The organism is Rhizobium sp. N731, assembly GCF_001664145.1.
Taxonomy (GTDB): domain Bacteria; phylum Pseudomonadota; class Alphaproteobacteria; order Rhizobiales; family Rhizobiaceae; genus Rhizobium; species Rhizobium esperanzae.
This window is the reverse complement of sequence record NZ_CP013601.1, coordinates 2,175,446-2,189,468: the sequence shown is the minus strand read 5'-3', so window position 1 is coordinate 2,189,468 and position 14,023 is coordinate 2,175,446. Positions and strand designations below refer to the sequence as shown.

Genomic DNA, 14,023 nt, shown 5'->3' with positions numbered 1-14,023 from the left:
TTTCCGGGCTGAAACAGCCCGCGGCGAATTAGACCGCCCACGAATGGGGGCGGCCGGCGGCTGGGTCAACCAAGATCAGTGCCGCGGCGCGTTGGCGGAATGGACGACACCGTCGCCGAAACGGGATCGCTGGCCGGAAAGCTATCCTCGAGGCCTTCGTTCAGCTCCTCTTCCAGCGTTTCACGATCACGGGTCGAACGTGCGCTCGGCTGGCCGACCAAACCCTTGCTGCCTTCGTCGAAGTTGCCGTTGCTCAAGGCGTCGTAACGGTTGATGCTGCCGTCGGCGTTGCGGACGGGAAAGGCAGTCAGTTGAACCATCATCACCTTGGCGTGGTCGAGCGCCGTCGAGCCGTCGAGCTCGCCATGGGAATTATCGATTTTGACGGTAACCGATTCTCCTCCCTCGCCCAGGAATTCGACGATGAAAAAGTCGCCCGACTGTGTCACGCGTGCGTCGATCAATTGCATGGAAACCTCCTGTGTTCATGCCGGATCAACGGCGAGCAACATCAGGAGTTCCAGCGAGCATAGCATTTCGATCGGGTGCATGTTGCGCCGGGGGCGCACCAGCTCACTCTTGGTCGCCATTTATGGTTAATTTATTAATAATTCGGCTTCTATAATCGGAACCACGCGGCCTTTCCGCGTGTTGATGCTGCGCCGTGGAGGAACCCCGATGATCCTGAAAATCTTTGCTCCTGAGATCGACGCCGATTGCCCTGCTACCGGCACCTATGCCGACGGGATCTTCGCCGAAAACCGTATCGACCTTTCCTCACGCCGTGACAGCCGCCGCCGCTCGCCACACGAGCGCGATTATGGGGCCGACAGGAAACCGGAAAACCTGCCGCTCGGCTTCGCCTGACCGCTCCCGCCTCCCATCAAAGCCTGCGGAAGACCAGCACGCCTGACGCAGCCAATACGGCGTGCAGCGCTTCTGCCGTGGCTCTGATCTTGTCTCCGCGATTGCCGATGTCCAGCCGCTATATTGGCCGGCGTCAGTATTGAAGAGCTCCTGCCAAGACCATCCCCCACCCGTTCGCTGTGCAGCCAGTAGCCGTCATCGGAGATGAGCATCGTTCAATGATCCCACGACGAGAAACTCTTCGCCGTCGTTCCAGCGATGAAAGGCAATGACCCGATTTTCGTCGTGAACCAGGGGACGGGATATTGCGCGAACGCGCTTTTCCAGGCTCCTCTTGCCGGCATCACATTGCCGGCCACATTCTCCGTTGACGCCACTCGCAGCAACGGAGAAGCCCTTGCCCTGGATCGCCTATATCGCCCATTTCATTGCAGCCGCCTTTCTGACCAACGGCATCCCGCATTTCGTCAACGGTGTCAGCGGCCGGCGCTTCCGCACTCCATTTGCAATGCCCAGTTCGCCGACGGCGAATGTCGTCTGGGGCTGGGCGAATTTCCTCATTGCCTTCCTGCTGTTTGCCAATGTCGGGCCGCTCTATATCGGCACGCCGGGCGATACGATCTTCGTGGCGGCCGGCATGCTCGTCACCGGCATCCTGCTCGCACGGATTTTCGGCGGCGATGCGAACTAGCGCAAATCTGTGGGGAAGCTCAGCTTGACGGTCGTTCCTTGCCCGGGAGAGGAACAGATAGATGCCTCTCCGCCGCTCTGACGGACGAATCCGTAAACCATGGCCAGGCCAAGCCCTGCTCCACCATGTACGCCTCGTGTGGTGAAGTAGGGTTCGAAAGCTCTGTCTACGACCTCTGGGCTCATGCCTATGCCGTTGTCGGTCACCGAGATCACCAATGTGTCTCTGGTTGCCGTTGCACCGATAACGATAACTCCTCCTGTCGGCATCGCTGCCGAAGCGTTGAGACAGAGGTTCAGAACGGACTGCTCCAAGAGGGCCGCGTCGAGCGATACGACCGGCAGGCCGGCATCCAGTTCCAGCTTGATGTGGCACTTTGCGCCGACAGCGATCTCCAGGATATCGGCCATTCCGCGAAGGAGGCTGCCGACATCCACCGCGCTTGGATAGAACGGCTGCTGGCTGCCGATCGACAGCATGCTGCCGGCCAGCGACCGTCCTCTCTCGGCAGCCTTGCGAATCCGCGCAATGTTGCGTTTCTGCCGATCGTTGAAGCCGGTTTCACGCTCGAGAAGGCCGAGGCTGCCGGTGATGATCCCGATCATGTTGCCCACTTCGTGGCTCACCTGATGCGTCATGCGCATAATGCCGTCCAGTCGCTGAACCTTTGCCGCTTCCGCCTCCTGTCGATCCATCAACGTGACGTCGCGTGCCAGCAGAACAATGCCGCCCTCCGGCTGTCGTGACATGGAGATCTCGATCACCCGCTGGTCGCCGGTGCGATGGCGGATGACTGCACGTTCTAACAAAGTGCCGCGCTCCGGATCGGAGGGCAGCAGGGCGGGATCGATCTCCGGCACCGGCTCGACAAACCGGCGCAGCGGCAATTTGCGCGCGGAACCCGAATGGCCGAACAATTCGATGATCCGCCTGTTCATGGTGATCGGTCGCCCCATCTTGTCGAAAAGCGCAATCCCTTCGTTCATATTGCGAAAGGTTGAACGGATGGTGCGAGCGGCGGATTCTGCCGTGCGTCTCAATCGAGACACGCGATCCACGCTGTCCTTGAAGGCGCGGAAGGCGTCCAGCAGACGCACAAGCTCGGTTTCATTTCCACGGTAGGCTGGCGGACCCACTTCGTTTTCGCCCTTGGCGAGCGCATTCATGCCGTTCGACAGCGCCACGATGCCCCGTGACACACGCATGACCGACCGGATGGAGAATATTGCCATGACGAGCACGAGCAGGAAAGCCAAGGCCACGGTTACCAGCAGCCGGCTCAAGGCATCGGAGGTCGAAAGCAGATCGTCGTTCAGTTGGCGTGCAACTGCATCGCTTTGCGTCTCCGTTGCGTGGGAAAGGTCACGGGAGACGGAATGCAGTTTTGCGACCGCCGCCCGGATCGCAAACATGTTCAAGAGGTATCGTGTTTGAGCTTCGAATACACGCTCATACGGCTGAAGCTCGGATGCCTCGGGTCTTCCCTGCGCGGCCATCGTATCCGCCACGTATCGTCTGCGAAGTTCACCGAGCTGGAAAAGACTGTCGGAGGTGGAAGCCGCTTGCACGATTCCATTCACTTGACGGCGCAGCTCGTGATCGACGATGCCTTTGCCGGTCGCCACCTCCCCTAGCGCCGCGGCAGCTTCAGCCTTGTGATTTTGGGCGGCGTCGGCGTCCCTGGCAAGCACAAGCGTCTGTGTCCTGATAAGATCGAGAAGCTCAACCATCCTCGGGCTCGCAAAGCCGCGGGCAGCCTGGTCAGCTCCATGAGGCGCGGCCGTCTTCAGGAGGCTGTCGACCTGCAGCACGACAGCGCGGCTCTCGCTCGCCACCCGGTATGGCGAGGTCGAGTTCATCAGGAAGGGCGCGCTCGACACCAGATCGGAGACTTGCCGGGAAACGAGCGAGGCCTTGGCGAGGCTCGTGAAGGCCTGCAGGCCGTAGGCTGCCATTTCGTCACGGGCGCGCTGCAGCCCGTAGATCGCGATCGCCGACAGGCTGAACACCAGGAAGCAGATAAACGCAATCGCGAACGGCAAGCGAAAAGCAATCGACGACAGAAAGGAGCGGCTGATCACGCGGACGGCTCGCCGTCGCCGGTATGCAGGACATAGCCCTTTCCGCGTCGTGTCTTGATATGCCGCGGGAGGTCGGGATTGCGTTCGATTTTCCGCCGGAGCCGCAGAACCAGGACGTCGACGTTGCGGTCGATGTAGCGATCGCTTTCCGAGCCAAGCCGATCGAGGATCTGCGCCCGGCTCACCGGCTGGTTGGGGGTCTGCGCAAGGATTTCAAGCAGGGCGAATTCGGCCGTCGTCAGCGTTTTGCTGCGGTCGGCGAGGCAGACGGCTTGGCGGCCCATCAGGTCGATGGCCCAATCGCCAAGCAGCAGAGAGGGACGTTCGTGCTCCCGCTCACTCTCCTTTTCCTGTTTCAGTGAGGGCACGGTTCGCCGCAAGACAGCTTTGATGCGGGCCGTCAGTTCGATCGGTTCGAACGGCTTGACGACATAGTCATCCGCAGCAGTTTCCAGGCCGAGAACACGATCGGCGGCACTGCCGGCTGCCGTCACCATGACGATACCGATATTGGTCTCCGACCTCAGCTTTTGGGCGAAAGCCCGGCCGGATGTCCGCGGCAGGTTATGGTCGACCAGCACCAGATGCATCTGCTCTCGCGCCAGGATATTGGTCGCCTCCTCGGCGGATCCCGCGCAGGTCGGAATCCACCCTTCGGCTTCGATGAGATCGGAGATAAGCTCCGCCATATCCGGATCGTCCTCGACGATCAGAATTCGAACCTTCTGATTCAGCACCGCTTGATCCTCCCGGCGCCATCATAGGCATGACGCCGCCAATGTTCAAAGACACTCTGATGATGAGGTTTGTCACATTTGTAATGAATGTAACGTCGCTCCGCCCGGCGATGAAAAATCGGTAACCATTCTTCGATTGCGGTGACGCGAAGATCTGACATGCTGGCTGTGGAGATTGGAACGGGAGGTTCCAAGGGAGGCTTGCGTGAGGATATTCACCGCTTTTGCTGCGGGCATGGCTTTCTGGCTATGCGGCGCAAGCCAAGGCATGAGCGAGGCACGATTGAACGTCCTGTGCGGCGTTGACGAAGCCTGGTGCATGACCATGGAAAAAGCGTTCGAAGCCCGCGCGGGTATCGATATCTCCATGGTTCGCAAGAGCACCGGCGACATACTCGATCAGATCCGTGCCGAAAAATCACATCCGACTGTGGATGTCTGGTGGGGTGGAACCGGTGATGCCCATCTGCAGGCTGCCTCAGAGGATCTGCTCGATCGATACCAGCCCGACCATGAACACGATATGCTGCCTTGGGCGCAGAACTTTTTTGCCATGTCCGGCTCACGGTCGGCCGCCATATATGCTGGGGCTTTGGGTTTTGCCTACAATTCCGATCTGCTCGGAGCGCTGAAGCTTCCGGCCCCGACCTGCTGGCAGGACCTGACGAAAGAGGTCTATCGCGGCCATATCCAGTCCGGCAATCCGAATTCCTCCGGAACGGCTTTCACAATGCTGGCCACACTCGTGCAGCTCCTCGGCGAAGAGGAGGCGTTCCGGTACATGGCTGCCCTCAACCGCAATATCGTCGAGTATACCAGGTCCGGCTCGGCGCCGGTAAAGGCTGCCGCCCGGGGTGAAGTCCTGATCGGCATCTCGTTCATGCATGACGCGGTAACCCTGAAGGAGGCAGGCGCGCCGCTGGTCATCGTCGCTCCTTGCGAAGGAACGGGCTACGAAATCGGTGCGGTCAGCATCGTCAAGGGTAGCCGCAATGCCAGAGTCGCCCAGGCATTCGTCGATTTCGCCCTCAGTCCCGAAGGCCAGGCGACAGGCGCTGCGGCCGGCCAGAACCAGGTTCCGTCGAACGCCAAAGCGGCTTTGCCGCCGGCCGCGCCCGACATCACCATGATCAAGATGGTGGATTATGACTTTGCAACGTTCGGCTTGTCGGATGAGCGAAGTCGGCTGTTGACGCGCTTCGACAGCGAGATCTCCCCGACCCAATAGGCCGGGATCCAACTTCCATCCGAAACTTAACAACACGCTGCGCTGGACGCGCCGCGACGGGCAGCGCTTGTGCCGCTGACCCAACACCCTCTCAGACGCAAGCAACAGGAGGATACCCATGCGACTGACAGTTCTTTCCACGCTTCTCTTTGCCGGAACGGCGCTGGCTGCCGGTTCGGTCCAGGCCGCCGGCGAGCTCAACCTCATCTGCTCGGCCGATGTCGTCATCTGCGAGCAGATGCAGGGCGACTTCGAAAAGGCTCACGACATCAAGGTCAATATGGTACGCCTGTCGTCGGGCGAGACCTATGCCAAGATACGCGCCGAGGCTCGCAACCCGAAGACCGACATCTGGTGGGCCGGCACGGGAGATCCGCATGTCCAGGCAGCATCGGAAAACCTGACGCTGGAATACAAGTCGCCGATGCTCGACCAGTTGCAGGATTGGGCAAAGAAGCAGGCGGAGAGCACCGGCTTCAAGACGGTCGGCGTCTATGCCGGTGCGCTCGGCTGGGGATACAACACCGAGATCTTCAAGACCAAGGGTTACAAGGAGCCCCGCTGCTGGGCCGATCTCCTGGCGCCGGAATTGAAGGGCGAAATCCAGATCGCCAATCCGAACTCGTCGGGCACGGCCTATACGGCTCTCGCTTCGCTGGTGCAGATCATGGGTGAAGACCAGGCCATCGACTATCTGAAAAAACTGAACGCCAACGTCTCGCAATACACCAAGTCCGGTTCGGCTCCGGTCAAGGCGGCGGCGCGGGGCGAAACCGCCCTCGGCATCGTCTTCATGCATGACGCCGTCGCCCAGACCGCCGAAGGCTTTCCAGTCAAATCGGTCGCGCCATGCGAGGGCACCGGCTATGAAATCGGCTCCATGTCGATCATCAAAGGCGCCCGCAATCTCGACAACGCCAAGATCTGGTACGACTGGGCGCTGCGGCCCGAAGTACAATCGCGCATGAAGGATGCCAAGTCCTTCCAGCTGCCGTCGAACAAATCGGCGGAGGTGCCGAAGGAGGCGCCGAAGTTCGAGGACATCAAGCTGATCGACTACGACTTCAAAACCTATGGCGATCCGGCAAAGCGCAAGGCCCTGCTGGAGCGCTGGGACCGGGAAGTCGGCGCCGTTGCCAACTGAGGATCGATGAGCGGCGCGGCATCCCGGAGGGATCCGGGTTGCCGCTCCATTCTCCCATTTCATCAACGTGAAATAAGCGAGGTATGCCATGAGACGTGGCAATCGCCGATTGGACATCGTCCTTGGCCTGGGGGCAGCCGCCCTGATCCTGGTCCCGTGGTATCGCATCGAGGGCGGCTTCTTCGGATTCAAGTGGCTGTCTGCCTTCCCGTTCTCCGCCGATACCGCGCCAGGGCTGCTGCAAATCCTGCAGCATGGAAGAACTTGGCTTGCCGGCGTGGTCCTGCTGTTTTTGCTCGGCTGTTTGGCGCGCCTGGTGCGCGATCCGATGCGGCGCGGAACCTTGCTCGCCTCACTCGGCGCCGTCGGCCTCGTCTTCCTGTCTCTGCAGGGATTGGCGATCGGCTTTTCCGGCTGGACCTGGGCAATCAGTGAAAACCTGTTCGGCATATTGTCCGAGGGTCAACCATCGATGGGTGCCGGCGCGGTCCTCTTGGCGCTCGTCTTCGTTCTCCTCTTTGCATTCGGACTGGCCGAACGCGGGGCGATGAAGGGAGATGCCTTCATCGTCGGCTCGATTTGCATTCTCGCGTTTCTCGTCATCGTCTTCGTTTTCTACCCGATCGGCAGCATGTTCATCGCTTCGGTGCAGGACTTCGATGGCTCCTTCAATCCGAATGGCCTTATACGCAACATTCAGGACCCCGGCATTTGGAGCCTCGGCTGCATAGCGGGCGAAGAACGTTGCGGCGTTGCCTGGCGCACACTCCTTCTCGCCGTCATGACCGCTTCCGGCTCGACCCTGCTCGGCCTCGGCTTTGCGCTGGTGGCGACGCGCACGCGCTTTCCGTTCAAAAAGGGATTACGCCTGCTGACGGTCCTGCCGATCATCACACCGCCCTTCGTCATCGGCCTGGCGCTGACTCTGCTGTTCGGCCGCGCCGGCGTCATCACCGAGGCCTTGTCCAGCCTGTTGGGTATCGAGCCAGGCCGCTGGCTCTATGGGCTGACGGGCATCTGGATCGCCCAGGTGCTCTCCTTTACGCCGATCGCCTTCCTCGTTCTTATCGGCGTCGTCGAAGGCGTCAGCCCGTCGATGGAGGAGGCATCGCAGACCCTGCGTGCCGGTCGCTGGCGCACGTTCTTGCGCGTCTCCCTGCCGCTGATGAAGCCGGGTCTCGCCAACGCTTTCCTGATCGGGTTCATCGAGAGCATGGCCGATTTCGGCAATCCGCTCGTGCTCGGCGGCACGCATGGCGTGCTTTCGACGGAAATCTTCTTTGCGGTCGTCGGATCGCAGAACGATCCGTCGCGCGCGGCCGTTCTTGCCATCGTGCTGCTCTGCTTCACGCTCTCGGCATTCCTCGCTCAGCGTCTCTGGCTATCCGGCAAGAGCTTTGCCACGGTCACCGGCAAGGGCGACAGCGGCGCTCACATCGCGCTGCCGCGCGGCCTTTCCATTGCCGTGCATGCGGTAGTCATTCCGTGGATGGTCTTTACCGTCGTCGTCTATGGAATGATCCTGGTCGGCGGCTTCGTGAAAACCTGGGGCCTCGACAACTCGCTGACGCTCGACCATTACGCTCGCGCCTTCTCGATCGGCTTCGACAATGGCGGGGTCGCGTGGAGCGGCGTGGCGTGGAACTCCTTCTGGACGACGATGGAAATCGCGCTCGTCTCCGCGCCCCTGACCGCTGCGGTGGGCCTGCTCACGGCCTATATCATCGTACGGCAGAAATTCGTCGGGCGGAACGTCTTCGAATTCGCGCTGATGATGAGTTTCGCCATTCCCGGAACGGTCATCGGCGTCAGCTACATCATGGCTTTCAACCTGCCTCCGATCGAGATGACCGGCTCGGCGCTGATCCTCATCCTCTGCTTCGTCTTCCGCAACATGCCGGTCGGCGTACGCGGCGGGATCGCGGCGATGAGCCAGCTCGACAAGAGCCTGGACGAGGCGTCGCTGACTTTGCGTGCGGACAGTTTCCGCACGATCCGCAAGGTAATCCTGCCGCTGCTGCGGCCAGCCATCACCGCTGCCCTGGTCTACTCTTTCGTGCGCGCCATAACCTCGATCAGCGCCGTCATTTTCCTCGTCAGCGCGGAATACAACATGGCCACGTCCTATATCGTCGGCCTCGTCGAGAATGGCGAATACGGCGTGGCGATCGCCTATTCATCCATGCTGATCGTGGTCATGAGCATTGTCATCGCCGGCTTCCAGCTCGTCGTCGGCGAGCGCCGCCTACGCCGCGAAAATCGCGTCGCCGGCACCAGTTCAGCTCCCTCTGTTCCTCTCGGTCAGGAGAAAACCGCATGATCACCGTCAAACCCGGTTCCGTCACCTTCCAGAATGTCCGCAAGTCTTTCGGTGCATTCACGGCCATTCCGGACCTTTCCCTCTCCATCGAGCCAGGCACACTGGTGACCTTGCTCGGCCCGTCCGGCTGCGGCAAAACCACCACGCTGCGCATGCTGGCCGGGCTCGAGCATCCGACATCCGGGCGTATTCTGATCGGCGGTGCCGACGTTACCATGCTGCCTGCCAATGAGCGCGATGTCTCGATGGTGTTTCAGTCCTATGCCTTGTTTCCGCATATGACTTCGCTGGATAATGTCGCTTACGGCCTGCAGTCGTCGGGCCTCGGCAAGAAGGAAGCGCGGGAAAAGGCCGAGGAAGGATTGAATCTCGTCGGCCTTGCGGGCATGGGCCATCGCCTGCCGGCCGAGCTTTCCGGCGGCCAGCAGCAACGCGTCGCGGTTGCCCGCGCGCTGGTGCTCGAGCCGCAGGTGCTGCTGCTCGACGAACCGCTCTCCAACCTCGATGCACGCCTGCGCCGCCGGGTGCGCACGGAAATCCGCGAACTGCAGCAACGGCTCGGCTTCACCGCCGTTTACGTCACCCATGACCAGGATGAGGCTCTGGCGGTGTCAGATCGCATCATCGTCATGAAAGATGGCGAGATCGCCCAGTCCGGGACGCCGCGTGAGCTCTATGAAGCACCGGCATCGTCCTTCATCGCCGATTTCATGGGCGAGGCCAATGTCATCCCTTGCGAGGTGATCGGCGTTGAAGGTACTGAGGCGCTTATCCGCGTGGCCGGTGTGGACCATCGTTTGCCAAGCCGCAGCGCAAAACCCGGCATGGCAAAACTTGCCGTCAGGCCCGGATCGATCACCATAGCGGCAGCCGGCCAGCCGGGCCTGCCGGGACGCGTGCTCCATAGTTCCTATCTCGGCGGACATGTCGAATATGAGATCGAAACCGATGTTGGCACGCTCTTTATCATCGACCATGCCGTCGAAAGAAACCTGGCGCCTGCGAGCGATGTCACACTCGGGTTCGAGAACCGTGGCATCGCGCTGATCAATGCCTGAATATTTGGGCCTGAAACATTTGGAATGCGAATAAAGGATAGCAATATGACTATGCATGACAGCGACCTGGAACGACGCTTCGCCCTGGCCAAATCCCTTGCTGCGGAAGCTGGTGCTTTGGCACTCGATTATTTCAATAAGCGCGAGACTCTTGTGATCGAGACCAAGCGCGATCTTCAGGATGTCGTGTCGATCGCGGATCGCAACGTCGAAACCTTCCTGCGCGAGCGGGTTGCGGCAGCAATTCCCGAGGACGGTTTCCTCGGCGAGGAGTTTGGCCATCAAGCGGGACGTTCCGGCTACATCTGGGTTGTCGATCCAATCGACGGCACCGCGCCTTTCGTCAATGGCATGCCTACCTGGTGCGTTTCGGTCGCTGTCCTGCACCAGGGCGTCCCGGTGGTCGGCGTGATCCAGGTGCCTTGTGCGAACGAGCTTTATGCAGCAGCCCGTGGCCTTGGGGCGAGCTTGAACGGTGAGACGCTTTTGCTCGATCCCTCCCGCACAATACAGAATGCCCTGACGGGTATCGGCTGCAATACGCACGTCGCTCCGGACGTTGTCGGCGCCATCATAACAGCCTTGCTTGCCAGCGGCGGCACGTTCATTCGGAACGGCTCCGGAGCGCTTATGCTTGCCTATGTGGCTGCAGGGCGTCTTGTCGGTTACTATGAACCTCACATGCGGGCTTGGGACTGCATGGCGGGCTACTGCCTTGTGAAAGAAGCTGGGGGCGAGTACCTGCCCTTCCCTACCGAAGGGGAAGATTTGTTTAAGGGGCATCCTGTCCTTGCCAGCAACGGTACCGCATATCCGGAGCTATTGGAGATTCACAATTCCCTCCGACGGCAATAAGACGGGAGAGACGCAGCGTGGCGGCGAGCGCCACGCCTGCCGAGGGCGAATGGTTGCCCATACAACTGGTTGTCATAATCTGGTCGCGAGCATGCTCAGGCGAGTAGGAATAAAGCAAACCCAACAGCCCCAATCGCCATGAAGACTCCGAGAAAGCGCAGCAAACCTCGACCAGACAAGTCCCAGCCATTGCTGCGGCAGCTCGCCGCCGTTCCTGCGAAGCTGTTTTCCGGTGCATTCCGCCAACAATACGGCGCGATTTGCTTCCGCTACACCGATGACAGACCGGGAATCGAAATTCTGGTGATTACATCGCGCGAGAGTGCCCGTTGGGTCATTCCGAAAGGATGGCCTATGAAGGGGAAGAAGCCGTTTGAAGCGGCGGCAATCGAAGCCTGGGAGGAAGCAGGTGTGCGCGGAGCCGTGAGGAAGAAGCCGGTCGGCCGCTACACCTATCTGAAAGAACTCGACGATGGCGACATAGCCCCCTGCATCGTCGACTTGTTTCAAGTTGAAGTCATCGAGATCAACGATGACTTCAAGGAACAAGGACAGCGTATTCTCGAATGGGTCAGCCCCGATGAAGCGGCACGACGCGTTCGCGAGATCGAACTCAAGTCGCTGCTCGTCGAATTTGAAGTCCGCGGTCGCAAAAAGCGCGATCCTCGCTGACGGCAGTCAGCTTTCAACGCAAGGTAACTTGCATGATGATAGCTACTGCTGTAGTGACTATCATCATGCAACGGACTAGCTTCAGTCAATTCAAATGCCCGGCGGCGCGCGCGCTCGACAGCGTCGGCGACTGGTGGAGCATTCTGATAGTGCGTGATGCCTTCCAGGGGCTGTCGCGCTTCGATGAATTCCAGAAAAGCCTCGGCGTGGCGCCGAACATCCTGACGCGGCGGCTCAAACACCTGACGGATCAGGGGCTGTTCGAACGACGGCTATACCAGCAGCGCCCTGCCCGCTACGAATATCTGCTGACCGAGAAGGGCCGTGATTTCTTTCCGGTGCTGATGGCGCTGTTTTCCTGGGGAAGCCGCCATATTCCGGAAGAGGATCTCGCCTTTCTTCTCAGCGATGCCGCCTCCGGCAGAGCGCGCGAGACCATGCTGGTCGATGCGCGGACCGGCGAACAAGTGACACCCGAAAACACCGGCCTGCTTGCGGGCCCTGCAGCCGATGACGAGGTGCGTGCGCGGATCGCCCGCATGCGCGCCTGGTATCTCGGCATCGACGCATAGAGAGGAAAATATCATGGATCGCATTGTTGTCACCGGCATGGGACTTGTCTCGCCACTTGGCACCGGCGTCGAACCCGCCTGGAAACGCCTTGTCGGCGGCGCTTCAGGTCTGAGAGTACTGCACGAGGATGTCGTCGGCGAACTCTCGGCCAAGGCCGGCGGCATCGTTCCCGGCATCGCCGAGGATGTTGAGGCGGGCTTCGACCCCGACCGCTACATCACACCCAAGGACCAGAAGAAGATGGACCGCTTCATCCATTTCGCCATGGCAGCGACGGAAGAAGCGGTTAAGCAGGCCGGCTGGATGCCAACCGACGAAGGTGAGCGCGAACGCACTGCAACGATCATCGCCTCCGGCGTCGGCGGCTTTCCGGCGATCGCCGAAGCGGTGCGGATCGGCGAGACGCGCGGCGTGCGGCGGCTCTCGCCCTTCACCGTGCCTTCCTTCCTCGTCAATCTCGCCGCCGGCCAGGTCAGCATCCGCTACGGCTTCAAGGGGCCACTCGGCGCGCCGGTGACGGCCTGCGCTGCCAGCGTCCAGGCGATCGGCGATGCTGCACGGCTGATCCGCTCCGGCGAGGCTGATGTGGTGATCTGCGGCGGCGCCGAGGCCTGTATCGACAAGGTGAGCCTTGGTGGCTTTGCCGCTGCGCGCGCCCTTTCCACCGGCTTCAACGAGACGCCGGAACTCGCCTCGCGCCCCTTCGACACGGCCCGTGACGGTTTCGTCATGGGCGAAGGCGCCGGCATCCTGGTGATCGAGACGCTGGAGCATGCGCTTGCCCGCGGCGCGACGCCGCTTGCCGAACTCGTCGGCTACGGCACGGCAGCGGATGCCTACCACATGACCTCAGGCCCCGAAGATGGCGACGGCGCGCGCCGGGCGATCGAGGCAGCGCTCCGGCAGGCCAAGATCCCGGCGTCCGAGGTCAAACACCTGAACGCGCACGCCACCTCGACACCGGTCGGTGACAAAGGCGAGATCGCGGCGATCGGCACCGTCTTCGGGCGGGATGGCGGCATTGCCGTCAGCGCGACGAAATCGGCGACCGGCCATCTGCTCGGGGCCGCCGGCGGGCTGGAGGCGATCTTCACCATTTTGGCGCTGCGCGACCAGATCGCGCCGCCGACCCGCAACCTGGAAAAGGTCGATCCTGATGCCGACGGCATCGATATCGTCGGCAAGACGGCGCGCTCCGTGGCAATGGACTATGCGATCACCAACGGTTTCGGCTTCGGCGGGGTGAATGCCAGCGCCCTCTTTCGACGCTGGTCATAAGTCCGCTTTCCTTGCGCTGGAAATGGCCTACACTTCCTCTCTGTCGTGGATCATTCCCCGATAGAGCTGGAGACAAACCCATGCGCGCCTTCTTCGCAGTTGTCTTTCTGTGTGCCGCGTCCCTCCTCTCCACCGTCTCGGCCCGCGCCGAAGATCCGATCGACGCGACGCGGACGATGATCGAGGAACAGATCAAAGCCTTCCTCAAGGACGATGCCGAGACCGCCTATTCCTTCGCCGCTCCCGGCATCAAGGCGATGTACCCCGACAAGAACCTGTTCTTCGCCATGGTGAAGAAGAGCTACGAACCGGTCTATCATCCCGGCAACTACGCCTTCGGCCGCAGCCGCTCGATCGACAACGGCGCGCTGATCTATCACGAGGTGCTGATTTCGGGCCGCGACGGCAAGGACTGGACGGCGATCTACCAGGTCACGCGCCAGCCCGACGGCAGCTACCGGATCAACGGCGTGCAGATCATGCCGGATGCGGACAGCAAGGGAATCTGATCAAACTGCG

Annotated in this window: 14 protein-coding genes; 11 read left to right on the top strand and 3 right to left on the bottom strand. The window is 61.0% G+C overall.

What is annotated here, in order from left to right; translation table 11 throughout:
* Window positions 1-65: 65 nt before the first annotated feature.
* Complete coding sequence (locus AMK02_RS10785) at window positions 66-470, bottom strand: hypothetical protein (protein ID WP_064802619.1); 405 nt, start codon at window positions 468-470, stop codon at window positions 66-68.
* 208 nt (window positions 471-678) lie between these two features.
* Between AMK02_RS10785 and AMK02_RS10780 the strand changes: the two genes are divergently transcribed.
* Together AMK02_RS10780 and AMK02_RS10775 are read left to right on the top strand one after the other, a co-directional pair.
* Window positions 679-867 carry a hypothetical protein gene (locus tag AMK02_RS10780; RefSeq protein WP_064802617.1) on the top strand — a complete coding sequence of 63 codons (189 nt, stop codon included), beginning with the start codon at window positions 679-681 and terminating at the stop codon, window positions 865-867.
* A 397-nt stretch (window positions 868-1,264) separates the two neighbouring features.
* On the top strand, window positions 1,265-1,558 hold the full coding sequence (locus tag AMK02_RS10775) for a hypothetical protein (RefSeq protein ID WP_064802614.1): 294 nt from the start codon (window positions 1,265-1,267) through the stop codon (window positions 1,556-1,558).
* Here the strand turns inward: AMK02_RS10775 and AMK02_RS10770 are convergent.
* Together AMK02_RS10770 and AMK02_RS10765 are read right to left on the bottom strand one after the other, a co-directional pair.
* The gene (locus AMK02_RS10770) at window positions 1,555-3,639 is read right to left on the bottom strand and encodes an ATP-binding protein (RefSeq protein ID WP_064802612.1); all 2,085 of its coding nucleotides are present in this window, start codon (window positions 3,637-3,639) and stop codon (window positions 1,555-1,557) included. The two genes, AMK02_RS10775 and AMK02_RS10770, sit on opposite strands and share 4 nt — an antisense overlap.
* The gene (locus AMK02_RS10765; RefSeq protein ID WP_064802610.1) at window positions 3,636-4,376 is read right to left on the bottom strand and encodes a response regulator transcription factor; all 741 of its coding nucleotides are present in this window, start codon (window positions 4,374-4,376) and stop codon (window positions 3,636-3,638) included. The genes AMK02_RS10770 and AMK02_RS10765 overlap by 4 nt, the downstream gene beginning before the upstream one ends.
* A 235-nt stretch (window positions 4,377-4,611) precedes the next feature.
* Between AMK02_RS10765 and AMK02_RS10760 the strand changes: the two genes are divergently transcribed.
* From AMK02_RS10760 to AMK02_RS10720, 9 genes are all read left to right on the top strand, one after another.
* Window positions 4,612-5,604 (top strand): ABC transporter substrate-binding protein, encoded by a 993-nt coding sequence (locus AMK02_RS10760; RefSeq protein WP_064802608.1) that lies wholly within the window; start codon window positions 4,612-4,614, stop codon window positions 5,602-5,604.
* A gap of 118 nt (window positions 5,605-5,722) precedes the next feature.
* Window positions 5,723-6,748: an ABC transporter substrate-binding protein gene (locus tag AMK02_RS10755; RefSeq protein ID WP_064802606.1), complete on the top strand. Its 1,026-nt coding sequence runs from the start codon at window positions 5,723-5,725 to the stop codon at window positions 6,746-6,748.
* Window positions 6,749-6,836: 88 nt separating this feature from the next.
* Complete coding sequence (locus AMK02_RS10750; protein WP_064802604.1) at window positions 6,837-9,068, top strand: ABC transporter permease; 2,232 nt, start codon at window positions 6,837-6,839, stop codon at window positions 9,066-9,068.
* On the top strand, window positions 9,065-10,126 hold the full coding sequence (locus AMK02_RS10745; protein ID WP_064802602.1) for an ABC transporter ATP-binding protein: 1,062 nt from the start codon (window positions 9,065-9,067) through the stop codon (window positions 10,124-10,126). The genes AMK02_RS10750 and AMK02_RS10745 overlap by 4 nt, the downstream gene beginning before the upstream one ends.
* A 45-nt stretch (window positions 10,127-10,171) precedes the next feature.
* Complete coding sequence (locus AMK02_RS10740; RefSeq protein WP_064806132.1) at window positions 10,172-10,981, top strand: inositol monophosphatase family protein; 810 nt, start codon at window positions 10,172-10,174, stop codon at window positions 10,979-10,981.
* 138 nt (window positions 10,982-11,119) lie between these two features.
* Window positions 11,120-11,653: an NUDIX hydrolase gene (locus tag AMK02_RS10735; protein ID WP_016733049.1), complete on the top strand. Its 534-nt coding sequence runs from the start codon at window positions 11,120-11,122 to the stop codon at window positions 11,651-11,653.
* Between the two features lie 65 nt (window positions 11,654-11,718).
* Window positions 11,719-12,225, top strand: coding sequence for a winged helix-turn-helix transcriptional regulator (locus tag AMK02_RS10730; protein ID WP_064802601.1), 507 nt, complete (start codon window positions 11,719-11,721; stop codon window positions 12,223-12,225).
* A gap of 13 nt (window positions 12,226-12,238) precedes the next feature.
* Window positions 12,239-13,504 (top strand): beta-ketoacyl-ACP synthase II, encoded by a 1,266-nt coding sequence (gene fabF / locus AMK02_RS10725; RefSeq protein WP_064802599.1) that lies wholly within the window; start codon window positions 12,239-12,241, stop codon window positions 13,502-13,504.
* A gap of 80 nt (window positions 13,505-13,584) precedes the next feature.
* Window positions 13,585-14,013, top strand: coding sequence for a DUF4864 domain-containing protein (locus AMK02_RS10720; RefSeq protein WP_064802597.1), 429 nt, complete (start codon window positions 13,585-13,587; stop codon window positions 14,011-14,013).
* The last annotated feature ends 10 nt before the right edge of the window (window positions 14,014-14,023 follow it).

Coding starts and splice junctions, on each gene's coding strand:
- AMK02_RS10780 (WP_064802617.1), top strand. CDS start 679: ATGATCCTGAAAATCTTTGCTCCTGAGATCGACGCCGATTGCCCTGCT.
- AMK02_RS10740 (WP_064806132.1), top strand. CDS start 10,172: ATGACTATGCATGACAGCGACCTGGAACGACGCTTCGCCCTGGCCAAA.
- AMK02_RS10735 (WP_016733049.1), top strand. CDS start 11,120: ATGAAGACTCCGAGAAAGCGCAGCAAACCTCGACCAGACAAGTCCCAG.
- AMK02_RS10785 (WP_064802619.1), bottom strand. CDS start 470: ATGCAATTGATCGACGCACGCGTGACACAGTCGGGCGACTTTTTCATC.
- AMK02_RS10720 (WP_064802597.1), top strand. CDS start 13,585: ATGCGCGCCTTCTTCGCAGTTGTCTTTCTGTGTGCCGCGTCCCTCCTC.
- AMK02_RS10730 (WP_064802601.1), top strand. CDS start 11,719: ATGCAACGGACTAGCTTCAGTCAATTCAAATGCCCGGCGGCGCGCGCG.
- AMK02_RS10745 (WP_064802602.1), top strand. CDS start 9,065: ATGATCACCGTCAAACCCGGTTCCGTCACCTTCCAGAATGTCCGCAAG.
- AMK02_RS10755 (WP_064802606.1), top strand. CDS start 5,723: ATGCGACTGACAGTTCTTTCCACGCTTCTCTTTGCCGGAACGGCGCTG.
- AMK02_RS10760 (WP_064802608.1), top strand. CDS start 4,612: ATGGCTTTCTGGCTATGCGGCGCAAGCCAAGGCATGAGCGAGGCACGA.
- fabF (WP_064802599.1), top strand. CDS start 12,239: ATGGATCGCATTGTTGTCACCGGCATGGGACTTGTCTCGCCACTTGGC.
- AMK02_RS10750 (WP_064802604.1), top strand. CDS start 6,837: ATGAGACGTGGCAATCGCCGATTGGACATCGTCCTTGGCCTGGGGGCA.